The 18,166-nt window shown below is 49.2% G+C and carries 15 protein-coding genes; 9 read left to right on the top strand and 6 right to left on the bottom strand.

The annotated features are described in order from the left end of the window. Nucleotides 1-21 precede the first annotated feature (21 nt). Nucleotides 22-2,187 (top strand): glycoside hydrolase family 3 N-terminal domain-containing protein, encoded by a 2,166-nt coding sequence (locus OK023_RS09525; protein WP_317697394.1) that lies wholly within the window; start codon nt 22-24, stop codon nt 2,185-2,187. A 196-nt stretch (nt 2,188-2,383) separates the two neighbouring features. Here OK023_RS09525 and sbcB read toward each other — a convergent pair whose 3' ends face one another. Beyond that, nucleotides 2,384-3,811, bottom strand: a complete 1,428-nt coding sequence (gene sbcB / locus OK023_RS09520) for an exodeoxyribonuclease I (protein ID WP_317697392.1) — start codon at nt 3,809-3,811, stop codon at nt 2,384-2,386. 588 nt (nt 3,812-4,399) lie between these two features. Here sbcB and OK023_RS09515 point away from each other — a divergent pair. The 7 genes from OK023_RS09515 to OK023_RS09485 all read left to right on the top strand — a co-directional run bounded on the left by OK023_RS09515 (nt 4,400) and on the right by OK023_RS09485 (nt 11,737). Next, nucleotides 4,400-5,509, top strand: coding sequence for an SDR family oxidoreductase (locus tag OK023_RS09515; RefSeq protein ID WP_317697389.1), 1,110 nt, complete (start codon nt 4,400-4,402; stop codon nt 5,507-5,509). A 199-nt stretch (nt 5,510-5,708) separates the two neighbouring features. Beyond that, on the top strand, nt 5,709-6,026 hold the full coding sequence (gene tmaR, locus OK023_RS09510) for a PTS system regulator TmaR (protein WP_317697387.1): 318 nt from the start codon (nt 5,709-5,711) through the stop codon (nt 6,024-6,026). Nucleotides 6,027-6,379: 353 nt separating this feature from the next. Then, a complete protein-coding gene (locus tag OK023_RS09505) occupies nt 6,380-7,525 on the top strand; it encodes an ABC transporter permease (protein ID WP_317697385.1) in 1,146 nt (381 codons plus the stop codon). Beyond that, nucleotides 7,519-8,319, top strand: a complete 801-nt coding sequence (locus OK023_RS09500; protein WP_317697382.1) for an ABC transporter ATP-binding protein — start codon at nt 7,519-7,521, stop codon at nt 8,317-8,319. The genes OK023_RS09505 and OK023_RS09500 overlap by 7 nt, the downstream gene beginning before the upstream one ends. A gap of 3 nt (nt 8,320-8,322) precedes the next feature. After that, entirely contained in the window at nt 8,323-9,261 is a 939-nt protein-coding gene (locus tag OK023_RS09495) for an MlaD family protein (protein ID WP_317697380.1), read from the top strand. After that, nucleotides 9,261-9,896, top strand: a complete 636-nt coding sequence (locus tag OK023_RS09490) for an ABC-type transport auxiliary lipoprotein family protein (protein WP_317697377.1) — start codon at nt 9,261-9,263, stop codon at nt 9,894-9,896. The genes OK023_RS09495 and OK023_RS09490 overlap by 1 nt, the downstream gene beginning before the upstream one ends. A 509-nt stretch (nt 9,897-10,405) precedes the next feature. Continuing rightward, a complete protein-coding gene (locus tag OK023_RS09485) occupies nt 10,406-11,737 on the top strand; it encodes a D-serine ammonia-lyase (protein WP_317697374.1) in 1,332 nt (443 codons plus the stop codon). Between the two features lie 120 nt (nt 11,738-11,857). Here OK023_RS09485 and OK023_RS09480 read toward each other — a convergent pair whose 3' ends face one another. From OK023_RS09480 to puuD, 5 genes are all read right to left on the bottom strand, one after another. Further along, on the bottom strand, nt 11,858-12,019 hold the full coding sequence (locus tag OK023_RS09480) for a YnfU family zinc-binding protein (RefSeq protein ID WP_317697372.1): 162 nt from the start codon (nt 12,017-12,019) through the stop codon (nt 11,858-11,860). Between the two features lie 257 nt (nt 12,020-12,276). Continuing rightward, complete coding sequence (locus tag OK023_RS09475) at nt 12,277-13,557, bottom strand: FAD-binding oxidoreductase (RefSeq protein WP_317697370.1); 1,281 nt, start codon at nt 13,555-13,557, stop codon at nt 12,277-12,279. A 10-nt stretch (nt 13,558-13,567) separates the two neighbouring features. After that, complete coding sequence (gene puuC, locus OK023_RS09470; RefSeq protein ID WP_317697368.1) at nt 13,568-15,064, bottom strand: aldehyde dehydrogenase PuuC; 1,497 nt, start codon at nt 15,062-15,064, stop codon at nt 13,568-13,570. 15 nt (nt 15,065-15,079) lie between these two features. Then, nucleotides 15,080-15,637: an HTH-type transcriptional regulator PuuR gene (puuR, locus tag OK023_RS09465; RefSeq protein ID WP_317697366.1), complete on the bottom strand. Its 558-nt coding sequence runs from the start codon at nt 15,635-15,637 to the stop codon at nt 15,080-15,082. Further along, nucleotides 15,634-16,395 carry a gamma-glutamyl-gamma-aminobutyrate hydrolase gene (gene puuD / locus OK023_RS09460; protein WP_317697364.1) on the bottom strand — a complete coding sequence of 254 codons (762 nt, stop codon included), beginning with the start codon at nt 16,393-16,395 and terminating at the stop codon, nt 15,634-15,636. The genes puuR and puuD overlap by 4 nt, the downstream gene beginning before the upstream one ends. Nucleotides 16,396-16,633: 238 nt before the next feature. Here puuD and OK023_RS09455 point away from each other — a divergent pair, with 238 nt between their 5' ends. Further along, nucleotides 16,634-18,052, top strand: coding sequence for a glutamine synthetase family protein (locus OK023_RS09455; RefSeq protein ID WP_317697361.1), 1,419 nt, complete (start codon nt 16,634-16,636; stop codon nt 18,050-18,052). The last annotated feature ends 114 nt before the right edge of the window (nt 18,053-18,166 follow it).

The raw sequence follows: 18,166 nt of genomic DNA, 5'->3' as shown, positions 1-18,166 counted from the left end.
ATCGGAAATTTGGAGCTCTTAATGAATACCGCCTACCGTAATGCCACTCTGCCGATTGAAATGCGCATTAATAGTCTGCTCAACCAGATGACGCTGCAAGAAAAAGTGGGCCAGCTTTGCCAGCACCCGATGCTGAACTATCAGCAACACCGCGACAGCTACCTTGCCAGTGTTCGCGATGGTTGTTGGGGCTCGCGTATTCTGGCCGATACCGCTTGGGCTGGGAATGCGCCCGGAGAACGTGTTGATCCACGTCAGTTGAATGAGATCCAGCGCGTTGCCGTGGAGCAAAGCCGCTTGGGTATCCCACTGCTGTTTGCCCGTGATGTTATCTACGGGCAGGCGACCGTGCTGCCGATCCCGCTGGCGCAAGCCGCATCCTGGAACCCTGAATTAATCAGGCAGGCCTATCAGATGATTGCGTACGAGGCCGCATCACTGGGTATCCATTGGACCTTCGCCCCAATGCTGGATATTGCTCGCGATCCGCGCTGGGGAAGAACGATCGAAACCTATGGCGAGGATCCCTGGCTCACCAGTCAGTTTGCTGCGGCTGTTGTTGCGGGCTTTCAGGGGGAAGATCTCAGCGCGTTGGGCAGTCTGTTAGCCTGCGCCAAGCACTTTATCGGCTACGCCGCTGCCGAAGGTGGCCGCGATTATGATACCAGTGAGATCTCGGAGAATACGCTGCACAATGTTCATCTGCCCCCGTTTAAAGTTGCTGTCACCGCCGGTGTGGGGTCGGTGATGACCAGCTTTAACGATCTTGGTGGTATGCCGGTGACGGCAAATGGCGGTCTGGTCACCGACTGGCTGAAACAGCAACAGGAATTTGATGGTTTGGTGATCAGCGACTGGGGTTCGATTCTTGATCTGACCTATTTCGGTGTTACACAGGATCCCTTGCACGCCGCTGAACAAGCATTACGAGCCGGTGTGGACATGGCGATGCCTCATGAAGCCTATCAACATAATCTGGAAAAACTGGTGCAGCAGGGGCGTATTGATACAACACTGTTGGATGATGCGGTGCGTAGGGTTCTACGGGCCAAATTCCGCACGGGCCTGTTTGAAAACCCTTATGTCGATGAAGAGTGGCATACCATTGCACTGCGCCGCCCAGAACATCTGGCGAAAGCGTTGGAAGTGGCAGAACAATCGATTGTGTTATTGAAAAATAACGCAAACCTACTGCCGATTAGCCGGACATCTGGCCCTCTAACCGTGGCGGTGATCGGCCCTCATGCACATTCACAACGTCAACACCTCGGCTCATGGTGCCTGGACGGTGATGCCAGTCATGTGACCTCCATTTATCAGGGGATCTGCGCCCTTGCGGGTGAGGTTAACGTCATCACTGAGCCGAGTATTTTTAGCGATGAGATGATTGAGTGCGCTCACCGGGCAGATATTGTCATACTTTGCACCGGCGAAAGTCATCGACGCACAGGAGAGGCACGCAATATTGCCGAACTACAGCTGCCACCAGGGCAAGAGGAATTGATTGCTGCTGTCGGGCGCACAGGTAAGCCCTTGGTTGTAGTGCAGTGTACGGGGCGCCCGCTGCCTTCCGCTGCTACGGAGCAGTATGCCGATGCACTGTTGTATGGCTGGCAGTGTGGCACAGAAGCGGGGATGGCCATTGCCCGTATTATCTTTGGCGAGCAGGTGCCCAGCGGCAAACTGCCGATGACAATCCCACGCAATACTGGCCAGATCCCCATTTACTATGGCCGTAAACAACTGGGTAAAATGCGTGACTACCGTGAGTACCAACCTTATAAGGACTTGGCGGATACACCGCTCTATCCCTTCGGTTTCGGCTTGAGTTATACCCATTTTAGCTATGCCGGTCTGCGTTTGAGCCATAAAACATGTTCAGTGAGTGAATGTCAACGTGTGACCGTCACGGTGACCAACGAAGGCAAGCTGGCCGGATCTGAGGTTGTGCAGTGCTACATTCAGCAGCATCTTGCCAGCACGACGCGTCCAATGCGTGAGCTGAAAGGGTTTCTGCGAATTACGCTGCAGCCAGGAGAGTCACGCGAAGTGAGCTTCGAATTAGGTGAAAAAGAGCTGGAATTCTACGGCCAGCGGCGTTGCTTTGCGTTGGAACCTTCGCGCATCAGTGTGTTTGTCGGTGGATGTTCCGACACGTCACATAGCATACATTTTGATCTGGTTTAGGTTTGTCTGTCCAAAGGCTGGCACCAGGCCTAACAACCATTCAGCTAACGCGTTTTGGTACAGGTTTACCTCAATCCTTATGATGAACCTTTACCAAGAGAATTAATTTTCGAGACTGCTATCTTGCGCTAATGCTGTGGGCAATTGACTTACAGAGAGCAGACAAAGTCATTGTCTGCTCTCTTTGAGGTTCTTGCTAGCCGACTAATTGTTTGCCATATTCAAACAGCGCTTTCAGCAGCGCTGTTTTATCTTTATTACCTTCATGTAGGTTATACAGTGTTTCTAACCGCAACAGATAGTTTTGAACCTGCTCGGCGTTGAGTACTGTTTGACGATGTTCTAACCAGCGGCGCTGTTCGGCATCATCCAACGTATTCGGATAGTTGCGCGCACGATAGCGGAATAATAATTCCTTCATTCTGTCGTCGTTAAAGGTTAAATCCAAAGCAGGCAGATTTTGTGGTTTCGTTTGCTGAATAATTTTCATGGCAGCTCTGTCGGCATCACTAAAGAAACCGTCGTAGAGTCTTGCATCTACATCATCGGGTGGGGTGAAAGGCTCGGCTTCTGCAAACAACGCTACCACTTTCTCGCGGATTTCTGGATGTTGACGTAGCACTTTCAGATTCTCAAGACACGCCTGACGATCGATCCCTAAACGTTCAGCATTTTCTGGCAACAACGTCTTGGCCGGTGCCAGCACAGGGCATTTATTGATATGTACCAGCTTGATGGGTACCGGTGCCTGATCTGTAGCCATTCGATCGCGTCGCGTGTAGAGTCGTTCACGGAGTCCATCGGCGTCAAGTTCCAGCAGAGGCGTTATATCTCCCGCCAAATCACACATAATAACGGCATTTTTGTTATCTGGGTGCCAAGCCACAGGTGAAACCCAACTGGTATTACCGCGCGCTGCGCCGAACATACCAGAAACATGAACCAGCGGCGTCATATCCGCGATATCGATAAGCTGATTCAGTTTATGTTTATTGCGATGTTGTAATAGATAATCGAACAGTCTTGGCTGTGCCTGTTTAACCAGTTTGGCCATAGCAATCGTAGCGTACACGTCAGACATTGCATCGTGTGCGTGTGCGTGTTCTATACCGTTAGCTTTTGTCAGATGCTCTAAGCGGAAACTGGGAAACCCCTCGTCATTCTCTGGCCATAGGATCCCTTCCGGACGCAGAGCATAACAGGCGCGCATAACGTCAAGCAGATCCCAACGTGAATTACCGTTTTGCCAACTGTAAGCGTAAGGATCGTAGAAGTTGCGGTAGAAGAGGTTACGACTGACTTCATCATCAAAACGAATATTGTTGTAACCCAGAATACAGGTGCCCGCAACGCTAAATGCTTCATGAACCCGACGGGTAAACTCTACCTCATTAACCCCTTTCGCCAATGCTTGTTGCGGCGTGATACCCGTTATCATCACTGCTTCTGGGTCAGGGAGATAGTCATCGGCCGGCGCACAGTAAAAAATCTGCGGTTCTTCGATAATATTGAAATCCATATCGGTGCGTACACCCGCAAATTGTGCTGGGCGATCCATCGACGGGCTTTTACCGAAGGTTTCGTAATCGTGAATGTAAAATGTGGCCGGTGCCTTGCTGCTCAAAATTGTATCTCTTCTTTGGCATAGGGAATTGGCTTCTATTGTAACGGCGCGATAAGCGATGCCAAGCACAGGTTCACTTTAAAACGGAAAAACGAGCAGGATCATGATTTATTGATAGTGTCTTACATACCGATCAAGCTGCCACATCATTTGCCGTTTATTTGGCCTGCCCAACCTCACAGCTTACGCTTTGCCCTACGCTCAAATGACCACCCGCAATGCTCGTATACAATTAAGGGACACAGCCGAGTTCAGTCTTTGCCTGGCTATACCCTCCATTCTTCAAGTTGCATGGGTGTTGGCTTCGTCCGTTTGCACCCGTCACAGAGTGAGCTATGCTCCTGACGACGCTCAGACTTGCCGCCTACATGCAACTCGAATTATTTTGGGTATATAGTTTAAATAAAATTGGATATGTAAACCAACCAGAACAGCGGAAATGGCATCTAGAAGCACATTGGTGACTTATTTTTTGTTCAGTTAACTAGGTGAAAAGAATGTTCGGAAGTCATCGGGTTTTATTTAATTCTGGTTTATAAGTGCAGGCATACAATCCGTTATATTCAATACTAATAATGGGTGTCCAGCATGAAAACACTGTTGTTGACTGGTGCTACCGGTTTTCTCGGTGGTGCAGTTCTTGAGAAATTACTTATTGAAAATCAATGTATTAAATTTATTTTTTTGGTGCGTGCAGAGAATGAACAACAGGGTCTAAACCGTATTCGTAGTAATATGGAAAAATTTAATATAGATAAGAACATTCTAGATAAGCTAACTACGGAAAATATTTTACTGGGTGACTTAAGTGAGCCAGAGTTATTTTTATCCGACACGCGAATTAATCAAGTAACTCATGTGCTGAATTGTGCTGCGGTGGCTTCATTTGGTAACAACCCGCTTATTTGGAAGGTAAATGTTGAAGGTACACTGCGTTTTGCACAAAAAATGGCTCGAGTTACAGGGTTAAAAAGATTTTTGCATGTTGGGACGGCAATGTCTTGTGCCCCGGAACCGGGTGCACTGGTGGAAGAAAGCGCCGAGTTTGAAGAAAATGCCGAACATCTGGTGGAATATACCCGTTCCAAGTCTACCATTGAGCAATTGATGCGGAAAACATGTCCACAGTTGCCACTTGTGATTGCACGGCCTTCGATCGTGGTTGGGCATACCCGTTTAGGGTGTAAACCATCAAGCAGTATTTTCTGGGTGTTCAATATGGCGTTGATGTTGCAGAAATTCATGTGTTCATTGCAGGACAATATTGATGTGATCCCGGTTGACTATTGTGCTGATGCGTTAGTGATGTTGCTAAACAGTGATAGCCTAGATAGTGATGTTTATCATATTTCAGCGGGTGAAGAGCGTAGCGTCAGCTTTGCAGAAATTGATGACGCTATCGCTGCTGCTTTACAAAAAGCCCCCGTAGGTGACCACTATGCGCAGGTCAGTTATGACGCTTTACTGCATATGCGTAGACAGCTGAAAGACATTTTTGGCCCCTGTAATGAACGTTTGATGTTAAAGGCGATGCGTTTGTACGGTTCATTCGCTATGCTGAATGTGCGTTTCAGTAACGAAAAACTCCTTAGTCTTGGCATGGCAAAACCGCCGCGGTTTACCGATTATATTGCGCGCTGTGTACAATCAACGCGTGGGCTCTCCATACCGCAACAAATGGTAGTGGATTTCAAATAGTCTGTGTTTCTTGCTCTGAGGATGCAGCCTAAATAGCGGGTCAGATCATGAAGCAGGCGCTTTGGTATAGGGAACAGGCGCTAAAGTGAGTAAGATAGAGGCATTGGCAGTTGTGTCTTATGGTCACAAACCTGTATCTTGGTATCTATTGTGAGCGTCAGCAAATGAATCTGTGTATTACTAAAGCAAGGGTCTAAAGATGGATAATCCAATTAAGCCGAGTTTTCAGGACGTTCTGGAGTTTGTGCGTATGTTTCGCCGTAAAAACAAATTACAGCGTGAAATTGTTGACAACGAAAAGAAAATTCGTGACAACCAGAAACGCGTGCTGCTGCTCGATAACCTGAGCGAGTACATCAAGCCGGGTATGAGCATTGAAGATGTCCAAGGCATCATTGCCAATATGCGTAGCGACTATGAAGATCGCGTCGATGATTACATCATCAAAAATGCCGATCTGTCGAAAGAGCGCCGCGATTTGTCGAAAAAACTGAAAGCAATGGGTGAAGTGAAGTAACCTGCGCTGGCAGGGTTTGGCATTACCGGCCCTGCACATTCGTTTACCTGCCTAGTCCCAGAGTTAATCCCCTGTCCCACCATCAATAATGACGCCGTTACGCATTGATATTACGCGATGAGATAGCAAATCAGCGTAGACCCGCTACGCTTATTGTATTGTCCGTTGGCAGTTTTTTGCCGCTGTCGACGAATTTAGGGGATTGACCATGATTATTTGTGTAATAAACCTGCAATCAAGCTGATATTAATAAGCTTTATGAGCAAGAAATAGTGTTTTTTTGCTGATGACGTCAGTGTTCTTTTTTCAGGTTGCTGGGTATGACAATACAAATATCCCGCTAAAGGGTCTTTATGACAGAACAACAGATCGGTGCATTGCTCAATTTTGACGAGACCGTTAATCCACCCTGTGTATCGGTATCTGGGGATTGGGTTCTGGCTCATTATCGTCAGTTGGAATCGAAGGTTAAAAAATTGCAACCCCGCGTGCCTGCAAATGCCGTTTTCGATCTGAAACAACTGGGTATTCTTGATACCGCAGGGGCGAAGTTACTGGCCAATCTGCTGGGTGAACAGCGTCTATTCGATCTTGAAAACACGGCACCGTCACTTCCAATAGAACGTCGTATTCTACTGGAAACGGTAGCCCATGCCTTAAAAGGTTTTGAACCTCCACCACCAGAAAAACCCCCAGGGCTGATTGTTGAGATGCTGTCTACCATTGGTAAAGCGATGGTCGATTTCTGGCAAGATCTTCTTTCTTTATTAGGCTTTGTTGGTCTGACTCTACAAACCCTGATTAGTAATTTATTACGCCCTTCACGTTGGCGCATGACGTCGTTAGTCGCTAATATCCAGCAAATAGGCCTGAATGCGGTTCCCATTATTATGTTGCTGACCTTTCTGGTTGGTGCCGTTATCGCCTTTCTTGGCTCAACGGTTTTGGCTGCCTTCGGAGCCGGTATTTTTACCGTGCAGTTGGTCGTGTTTTCCTTTCTGCGGGAATTTGCGGTGCTGCTTACCGCGATATTAATGGCAGGTCGAACTGCCAGTGCATTCACTGCGGAAATTGGTCTGATGAAGGCTAATGAAGAAATCGACGCTATCCAGGCTTTAGGGCTTAACTCTGTCGAGTTGCTGGTGCTGCCACGGGTTTTGGCGTTGTTGCTTGCGTTACCCATATTAACCTTCATCGGCATGCTCAGTGGAATTTTTGGCGGTGTCGTGGTTTGTGCTTTGACACTGGATATCTCGCCAACCATGTTCCTGAACATTATGCAGAGTAGCGGTGGTCTCCAGCACTTTTTGGTTGGGATGAGCAAAGCGCCTATATTCGCCTTTCTGATTGCCATTGTCGGTTGCCTGGAAGGGTTCAAAGTCACCGGGAGCGCTGAGTCGGTAGGCACGCATACTACCGCGAGCGTAGTGCATTCAATCTTTGTGGTGATCCTGCTGGATGCCGTTGCCGCACTGTTCTTTATGGAGATGGGATGGTGAGCCAGGCAACCCCAAAAGCCATTATCAGCATTCGTAAATTGCGTAACTGTTTTGGCAAGCAGTGTGTGCATGAAAATCTTGATTTAGATGTGCGCCGTGGAGAGATCTTGGGCATCGTTGGTGGTTCAGGCACCGGAAAGTCGGTCCTGTTACGCAGCATTGTAGGTTTGCGTCGCCCAACGGCGGGCCAGATACACGTTTTTGGCGAGGACCTGATGGCGCTTTCAGGAACACGCCGCTCCGCCTTGGAAAGGCGGTTTGGCGTACTGTTTCAGCGTGGTGCATTGTTCAGTTCGTTGACCGTGACTGAAAACGTGGCGTTGCCGTTAATAGAGTATAACGGTTTGCCGCGCCGAGATGCAGAAGAGCTGGCACAGGTCAAACTTGCATTGGCAGGCTTACCCGCCAATGCCGGTAATAAGTATCCCGCTTCACTTTCCGGGGGCATGGTAAAGCGTGCGGCTCTGGCAAGGGCGTTAGCACTGGAACCTGAAATTGTGTTTCTGGATGAACCGACCGCGGGCTTGGACCCTATTGGTGCCGCCGCATTTGACAACCTTATCCTGACACTGCGAGATGCTCTGGGGCTGACAGTTTTTCTGGTCACCCACGATCTGGACACGCTTTATACCATCTGTGATCGGGTAGCAGTGCTCTCGCAGAAAAAAGTGCTGGTGGTTGATACGCTGGATGCCGTGGCAGCTACCGACGATGCCTGGATCCAAGAGTATTTCCATGGCCCACGTGGGCGAGCGGCGCAACAGGCCGTAACGAACAGTCGAGAGAGGCAATAAACAATGGAAACCCGTGCTCACCATGTACTGATTGGTTTTTTTACTCTCATTATCTTCGCTGCCGTGCTGTTATTCAGTTTGTGGCTGACTAAATCTGGTAGCGATCGCCAGTTTAAACTGTACGACATTATGTTTGAGGAAGCGGTCAGTGGTCTTTCGCAAGGCAGTTCGGTGAATTACAGTGGCATCCGTGTCGGGGAAGTGGTCCAATTGCGGCTGGACGAAAATACGCCGAGTAAAGTCTGGGCGCGTATACGTGTTACTGCCTCAGTGCCGATTCGTCAGGACACCCAAGCTCGGCTAGCGGTTGCTGGGGTCACCGGTTCTTCCAATATCCAACTTAGCGGTGGCAGTGAGTCCAGCCCATTGTTGATGGATAGGAATGATGAGATACCTGTTATCGTAGCGACGCCATCGCCACTGAGCCAATTAGTAAGCAATGGTGAAGATCTGGTCATGAATATCAATGAAGTACTGATCCGCCTCAATCAGGTACTGACACCAGATAATCAGAAACGCTTAACCAATACCTTGGATAATTTAACTAAAATAACCGACACAGTAGCCGGGCAACGTGAAGATATTCGCACCATCATTCAGCAACTGGCATTGGTGACTAAACAGAGTAATGAAACGTTGGCGCAAACCAATCAGCTAGTGCGTACGGCTAATGGATTACTGAACGGGCAGGGGAAACAGTTGGTTAGTAATGCAGCGAATACAATGGCATCGCTTGAGAAAACGTCAGCATTACTCAATAAGTTGATTAGCGAAAATCAACAGTCACTCAACAGTGGCATGCAGGGTTTGAACGATCTTGGCCCGGCAGTGGATGAACTACGTAGAACGTTACTGGCGTTACGCAATTCCGTGAGTCGCCTAGAAGAAAACCCCTCAGCCTTGCTAAGGGGCCGTGAACGCACCAAGGAGTTTACACCATAATGATTAATCCCAACGCAATTCATGGCTCTTTACGCCGCCATATTTTACCCATGTTGGCTTTGATATTGTTTCTGCCACTGGCGGCTTGCACCATTTTACCTGAAAGCCCGATATCGCAGGTGTATTTGCTGCCAGCACAACCGGCAGCTTCTGCCGGTGGACAAGCAACGGGTAAATCGCTGCGTATTGTCCAGCCTAATACCAGCCAATTTCTGAATGGCACGCGTATTGCCGTTCAGCCTCAGGGGGCAGAGATCACTTCTTTTAGTGGCTCTCGTTGGAGCGATCCGGCACCGATATTGTTGCGAAATCGCCTGATTCAGGAGTTTCGTGCCAACGGCAGTTTCCGTTCAGTGGGTAGTGATGAAGATAATCTGCTGGCGGATATTGAAATCAACGGCGATTTGGCCTCATTCCAAGGTGTATACCATGGAGAGAAAGGGGAAGTTGTGATCCGCTTTGATGCACGTCTGGTACGTATGTCCGATCGCAAGGTGATGGTAAGCCGCAGCTTTGAGATACGCCAACCCATAGAGGGCAGAGGAATGGATCAGGTTGTCAAATCATTTGGTTTGGCGAGCGATCGGCTTGCAGCACAAATGCTGGAATGGACACGCCAGCAGGCGGTCAATTAGGCTGTGGGACACAGTCTGGTAGCCTAATCGTGCATCAGATGTACTATGTTCCAACCCCGCCATGGCTATAGAGGCATGGCGGGAATTTAATTTGGAGTTACTGGCGGCTATATTCCATTGCCCATTCCTATAGACAAATTTAAGGACGAATGCTTGGTAGTTGAAGGGGCATTATCTGCATTTTTTGGTAATAGCATCATGTCGAACCCATCTATTTATTTGTCCGCATAGTCAATGACATCTTTGACTTGAGGAATATATTCCCCATCCGTATATCAAACTCGCGGGTCTCATTATCCCCGGCATCATAAGCCATGCAACTCATGAGGCTAGAGAGTACGGATGTTCATCAGGGCTCACTAAGCCGAATATATGTTCTTGACTACATTGTCAGGAAAAAAGTTGCCCCTACTTGCATCGGGGCGGTGTCCATATAGCCTATTTAGCTTATAGGGCTGGGTATAACCCCCCATGCTTTCCTGTGTTATTTGGTCGAAAAGAGAATATTTATGAACACGCTAGAAATTGAAAGATTGGTGGCGAATTATCCCTTAGTGCAACGACTGATCGACTTGGAAGAAGTGACATGGTTTAACCCCATTACGGTAACGCTAGAAGAAGGGCTACCTTATGTGGGACTAACGTCAAAAGAGGTGGCTGAGGCAGAAGCGCGTCTGAGACGTTTTGCGCCTTATCTGTGCCTGGCCTTTCCAGAAATGCAAAAATCGAACGGTATCATCGAGTCTGAAGTTGTCGAAATCCCTGCGATGCAAAAAGCGCTTGAACAGCGTTACGAGCAAGCTATTGCGGGCAGAGTCTGGTTGAAAAAAGATAGCCATCTGCCGATTTCCGGTTCAATCAAAGCACGTGGTGGAATTTACGCAGTGCTGACTTATGCAGAAAAACTGGCCATCGAAGCGGGAATACTCGATGTTGAGGATGATTACAGCATCATGTTTAGCGATAAATTCCGTCAGTTCTTCAGCCAATACAGTATTGCTGTGGGTTCAACAGGAAATCTGGGGATGTCGATTGGCATTATCAGTACCAAACTGGGTTTTAGCGTGAATGTGCATATGTCGGCCGATGCGCGTGAATGGAAAAAACGTAAACTGCGTGAACATGGTGTCAACGTGGTGGAGTATGTGCAGGATTACGGTGTTGCTGTCGCTCAAGGCCGTAAGCAGGCGAGTTCCGATCCACGCTGTTTCTTCATTGATGATGAGAACTCAAAGACGCTTTTTCTTGGCTATGCAGTGGCAGGTGGTCGTCTGAAAAAACAGTTTGAACAGATGAACATTACGGTTGATAAGAATCATCCATTGTTCGTCTATCTGCCTTGTGGCGTGGGTGGTGGGCCGGGGGGTGTGGCTTTTGGTTTAAAACTGGCGTTTGGTGATGACGTTCATTGCATTTTTGCTGAACCGACGCATTCCCCTTGCATGCTGTTAGGTGTTCATACTGGATTGCACGATAACATTGCGGTACAGGATCTTGGCATTGATAACGTCACGGCAGCAGATGGCTTGGCGGTTGGCAGAGCCTCTGGGTTTGTTGGCCGAGCAATGGAGCGCCTTTTGGACGGATTCTATACGCTGGACGATCGGGAGATGTATGAGTTACTCGGTATGCTAGCCAGTGAAGAAAACATTCAACTGGAACCCTCCGCGCTGGCGGGAATGGCAGGGCCAGCACGAGTATGTATGCACCAGCACTACCTGGACAACCATCATATTGGCGAAGAACAGATAGCTAACGCGACACATCTGGTTTGGGCCACCGGTGGTGGAATGGTGCCCGCAGAAGAGATGGCCAGATATATCGCAGCGGCAAAAAACTAAGTTGTGCTCAAAATTGACCGAGTTATCGCCTATCCAAAAGCGCGGTCATACTAGGCTTTGAGGTAGTGACAGCACCGTGAGTGAATTAAACATTTCCTGTCCATACTGTGGAATACACCTTTAATCTTCCGTTTGGCGGAAGTAGTGCCCACAGTGCGGACAAATCAATGTGATATTTCGTTTTACTTTTCGTCGTTCCTGCGGCGAACTTTTAGCGCATTCTGGGCAAGTGACGTTGACTGATGTGTCACTAAACATCTTAAAGGCATCAAAGATAGACATATCTTTCACCGGATAGATGTATGGGAGTTCAGTATATCCTCTTAAGCCGCACATAGCTCATGATATAGCCGCCGCTTTGTAAATTGCAGCCTTCACTCGCCGGAGATGGTGATCTAATCGATGTTGCGCCGAGCCGCTCGGCGCACTTGCGATGGGTATAATAGGCTATCGCGATCGCCTAGGCTGAACTTTGATTGGCCGTGAGCTTGTGGCTTACGTGCAATCAGGGGCGCAACCTGTGTTACGCTTTTGGTGGCCTAAATGCCGATCCGATCCCGTAACGTATAGTAGGCGGCGCCAATCGCCGTGAACGGGATTTGCAGATTACGTCCGCCAAAGAACGGCAGGTGTGGCAGTTTGGCAAAAGCATCAAAGCGTTCTGCGTCACCACGCATCAGCTCTGTGATTAACTTCCCTGCAAGATGAGTACAGGTGACGCCGTGGCCACTATAGCCTTGCATATAGTAGACATTGTTTTCCAACCTACCAAATTGTGGCATACGCGATAGCGTCAGTAGGAAATTACCTGTCCAGCGGTAGTCGATGCGAATGCCTTTTAACTGTGGAAAGGTTTTCAGCAGTTTAGGGCGGATCAGGTTATCGATATCGTCTGGATCGCGGGCACCGTAAACCACACCGCCACCGTAAAGCAGACGATTGTCAGCTGTAAGACGGTAATAATCCAAAAGGTAGTTACAGTCTTCGACGCAATAGTTTTTTGGGATCAGTGATGCGGCCACTTCTGGGGTCAGTGGCTCAGTCGTGACGACTTGGGTGCCACATGGCATGCTGCGTTTTGCTAATCTTGGTTCCAGTTTATCGCCCAAGTAAGCATTTCCCGCGACGATAACGTAACGTGCCTTTACCTGCCCGTTGGCAGTGCTGACCAGAGCAGGTTCACCATAACGGATATCAATGACCGCAGACTGCTCGAATATACGCCCACCTTGTAAGCGTATAGCCTCAGCTTCGCCAAGTGCCAGGTTGAGGGGATGCATATGGCCCCCACGGTGATCGAGCAAGGCACCGACATAACGTTCGCTGGCGACTTCCTGACGGAGACGGTCGCCGTCTAGCAGTTCAAGTTGAGTATTGCCGTAACGTTCCCAGTTCTGTTTCTGCTCGATCAGGGCATGATATTGTTTGTTATTGAGAGCAGCAAAAATACCGCCCGGACGATAATCACATTGGATAGCATATCGCTCGATGCGGCTGCGGATGATATCTGCTCCTTCAAACATCATGCTGCCAAGCATTTTGGCGCTATCTGCCCCATAACGAGCTTCGATAACATCGATATCGCGGCTGTAGGAGTTGACCAATTGTCCCCCGTTACGACCGCTGGCGCCAAAACCGATACGTGCTGACTCCAACAGCACTACGTCATAGCCTGCTTCTACCAGAAACAGTGCCGAAGACAATCCGGTGTAACCGCCACCAATGATGCAAACGTCACACTCGATCGATTCGTTCAACTGCGGATAAGGCTGATGGGCATTAGCCGTTGCCGCATAATAACTTTTCACGTGCTCAGTCATGATTCAGTCCTTATTCCAGTGAAATCCAGGTGGTTTTCAGTTCGGTGAATTTATCGAGCGCATGTAAGGATTTATCGCGCCCGTTGCCGCTCTGCTTGTAACCACCAAAAGGCACTGTCATATCACCATCATTATAATTGTTGACGAACACGGTCCCCGCTTTTAACTGGCGCGCCACGCGATGAGCCCGTGACAGGTTGCTTGTCCAGACGGCAGCACCAAGCCCATACTCACTGTCATTAGCCAGTTTTAGCGCCTCTTGCTCGCCGTTGAACGTTGTTACCGCGAGCACAGGGCCGAATATTTCGTCGCGCGCAACGCTCATGGCATTGTTCACTTGGGTGAGGATCGTGGGGCCGAGATAGCTGGGGTGTTGCCCTTGAGGATGTTGGCGTCCATCAAGGAATAGCGAGGCTCCTTGTGACAAACCTTGCTCGATATAGCCAGCGACCTTTTCACAGTGTTGATCATCGATAAGCGTGCCCATTACCGTTTGCGGATCAAGAGGATTGCCGGGTGCAAAGGTTGCTGCATGTTTACGTAATGCCTGCAAAAACGGCTGTTGGATACTCTCTTCTACCAGCAAGCGGGTTCCTGCGATGCAAACCTGTCCCTGATTGTAGAAGATGCCTGCGGCTGCGTTTTGCGCCGCCTTATCCAGATCTTCGCAGTCGGCAAAAATGATATTGGCGCTCTTGCCACCGGCTTCCAGCCAGACACGCTTCATGTTGGATTCGCCGGCATACTTCATCAATTGTTTGGCTACCAACGTTGAGCCGGTGAAGGTGAGAGCATCGACATCGTTGTGCAGCGCCAATGCTTTGCCTGCATCAAAACCATAGCCGGGAATAATGTTCAGGACGCCGTCCGGTAAACCTGCCTGTTGTGCCAATGCGCCCAAGTAAACTGCCGTCAGTGGTGATTTTTCTGACGGTTTTAATACCACGCTGTTACCGGCGGCCAGTGCGGGTCCCAATTTCCAACAGGCGAGCAGCAGTGGGAAATTCCACGGAATAATGGCACCGACTACGCCAATTGGTTCTCTGTGGATCAGGGCTAGCGCATCATGAGCAGTGGGTGCAATCTCGCCATAAACTTTATCGATGGCCTCTGCGTACCAGCGAATACTACGGATCGCGCCAGGAATGTCGTCACGAAGACTATGGCGGATGGGTTTACCGGTATCCAGTGTTTCCAACAATGCCAGCTGTTCCTGATGTTCTTCCATCAGCATGGCTAATTTGAGTAGGATTGATTTGCGTTGGGTTGGGGCCGCCTGTGACCAGTCTCCGCGTTCGAACACCTCGCGTGCTGCTTTGACCGCTAAATCGACATCAACGTGGCTGCCACAGGCCATTTCAACGAGTTTGCGCTGTGCTGCAGGGTCATACACTGCGAAAGTTTTACCTTCAGCGGCTTGGAGATAGTGACCATCGATGAACAGCCGATTCTCAATCTTTAGGGCTTGCGCCCGCTGTTGCCAATACTGCAAGTGGTGGAAGTCCATACCTTGCTCCGTTAATCAGAATGTCGTCGGCGTATGCGCGCTGATAATCCGGCAGATTCGTGCCGAAGTGTTGCTGAAACTATGAGGAATACCGGTATTGATGGCATAACTTTGCCCTGCATGCAGATGATAGGTTTGCCCATTGATCTGCAGCATGACTTCACCCTCCAGTAAAGTACCGATCTCTTCCCCCTGATGTTTGAGCCTTTCGCCAGTCGTTGTTCCTGGCTCATAGGTTTCGATCATCATTGCCAGAGTTCGATTAGGATCACCATTGTGGATCAGCTTCATCGAAACTCCCTGGCTACTAATTTCGATCAGGTCTTCATGATTGATGATGATCTGAGGCTCGTCCGGTTTATCCGGTTCGGCAAAAAAAGCCGATAATGAAAGCCCATAAACCGTCAGTAATTTTTGCAGCGTACTGATGGCTGGACTGACTTTGTCCTGTTCAATGGTGCTAATAGCGCTGTGTGTTAATCCAGACAGTTCGGCGGCTCGGCGCTGTGATAACCCTAATTGCTGACGGATCTTTGACAAGCGTTTCCCCGGTGCCAAGCTGACGTCGCTCATAGGCGTTTTTCCTTCTGATAGTTCTTGCAAGCGGTGATAAACCCTTCGAACAGCAGGCGGGATAAAGCATATTCTTCGCTGTTCCACTCCGGGTGCCACTGTACGCCGAGTGCGAAGGGCTGGTCGCGGATACTGATGGCTTCCACTAGGCCGTCTGCGGCCTGTGCCTCAATGCGTACGCTTGGGCCGAGAGCTTTTGCGCCTTGCCCATGCAATGAGTTCACCCAGAATTTGTTGCAATCCGGCAGTAGTTGCGAAAGCAATCCTCCTTCGTGCACGGTAACTTCATGTGCTGGAGCGTATTGCTGTTCCAGCGGCAGGTCCTGGTCCTCTCGGTGTTCAAGTAATGCAGGCAGTTCACATAAACGGCGGTAAAGCGAGCCTTGGGTGGCAACGACCATCTCCTGCATACCGCGACAAATGGCGAAAAGGGGAATGCGCCTGTTGAGTGCCTGGGTGATTATCGCCAGGCTCAATTCGTCTCGCCCAGGATCGGCGTCAGGCTCATCGCCGTTTTCACCATAAAGGTGCGGCTGTACATTACTTGGGCTTCCCGGCAGCATGATGCCGTCAAGGTGTTGCAGTAGTTCTTCCAGAAGTTCAGGCTCCGCCAGTGCGTGCGGTAATGCTATGGGTAATCCTCCGGCGGTTAATACTGCGTTTAGGTACTTTTCCTGCAGGGTTTGAGTTAAGTGCTGATTTAACCTGTACCTACACATCACCACACCGATAATTGGTCTGTTAAATATATTGGCCATGCTATCCCCTTGGTATGTTCGAAATTATGACCGTCAAATCGTCATGTCGCCTTTTCTGTTTCAATATCAATTAAATTTAGCAGTCGAGTGGACAATATTCAAACCAAAAGTAACATTTGCAAAACAAATTTGTTGCATCTATGTTTCATTAGTGGACATTATATTGAGCAAGATTATCAGAAAACATCGCAAACAATAAGTGTGAGAACCACAGACAACTCATAACGGTAGGTGAACCATGCAAACCAACATCGTAGAAGTGGAAAACTTTGTTCAGCACAATGAAGAAAGGCGAAGTAGCCTGTTCCAGCGAGAAGTGAAAAACTATCTGGAACGTTATCCATTAACCCAGCATATCGATGTACTGTTGACCGATCTTAATGGTACTTTCCGCGGCAAACGTATTCCTGTGTCTGGCTTGAGCAAGCTTGAAAAAGGCTGCTATTTTCCTGCCTCGGTGTTTGCGATGGATATCCTGGGTAACGTGGTCGAAGAGGCGGGTTTAGGGCAAGAACTTGGCGAACCAGATCATATCTGTGTACCCGTGGCGGGTACCTTAATGCCATCTGCGGCCGATCCTGAATACATCGGCCAAGTGTTGCTCACTATGGTCGATGAAGATGGTACTCCCTTTGACGTTGAGCCGCGCAATGTGCTGAACCGAGTCTGGCAGCGTTTGCGTCAGCGGGGGCTTTTCCCCGTGGTAGCGGTAGAGTTGGAGTTCTATCTCATTGATCGTAAGCGCGATTCAGAAGGTGACTTACAGCCACCCTGTGCGCCAGGTACACAGGAGCGTAATACCCAGAGCCAAGTCTATTCTGTGGATAACCTAAACCACTTTGCTGACGTATTGACAGAGATCGATGAACTTGCACGCCTGCAAGGGATCCCCGCTGATGGTGCGCTGGCAGAGGCTTCGCCAGGGCAATTTGAGGTTAATTTATATCACACTAGCGATGTGTTGCAGGCCTGCGATCATGCTCTGTCGTTGAAGCGACTGATACGCATGGTGGCTGAAAAGCACAATATGCAAGCGACATTTATGGCCAAACCTTATGAGGAACATGCGGGAAGTGGTATGCATGTGCATGTCAGTATGTTGGATAACAAAGGCAATAATGTCTTTGCTGATGATGATGGCGAAGATTCAGCACTGCTGAAACAGGCTTTGGCCGGCATGATCACACTGATGCCTTCTTCTATGGCTTTGTTAGCACCTAACGTTAATGCTTACCGCCGTTTTCAACCCGGTATGTATGTTCCTACCCAGGCTTCTTGGGGGCATAATAACCGTACCGTAGCATTGCGTATCCCCTGTGGCGATCGCGATAACCATCGTGTTGAGTATCGTGTTGCGGGAGCTGATGCTAATCCCTATCTGGTCATGGCAGCGATCCTGGCGGGTATCGTGTATGGCCTCGAAACGTCTTTACCTTTACTTGAACCTGTAACGGGTAATGGGCTGGAGCAGGAAGGGTTACCTTTCCCGATCCGTCAGAGTGATGCACTCTATGAATTTGAACACCAGCCTGTGCTGAATGCGTTGTTGGGTGAACGATTCAGCCGTGTCTATTTGGCCTGCAAAACGGATGAGCTAATACAGTTTGAACGGCTGATCACCGAAACTGAGATTGAATGGATGCTAAAAAACGCCTGACGCGTTTAGCCTGACTCTGCCGCGCGCTGGCGTATTCCCGCGGGCTACCTGTGGCTCGGCGAAGCCGTGCGCATGCGGTACAGACTTTCTCCCAATTCGGCGTACAGGGCGCCG

Source organism: Serratia sp. UGAL515B_01 (genome assembly GCF_033095805.1).
Classification (GTDB): Bacteria; Pseudomonadota; Gammaproteobacteria; order Enterobacterales; family Enterobacteriaceae; genus Chania.
This window is presented reverse-complemented; position numbering and strand designations above follow the sequence as displayed.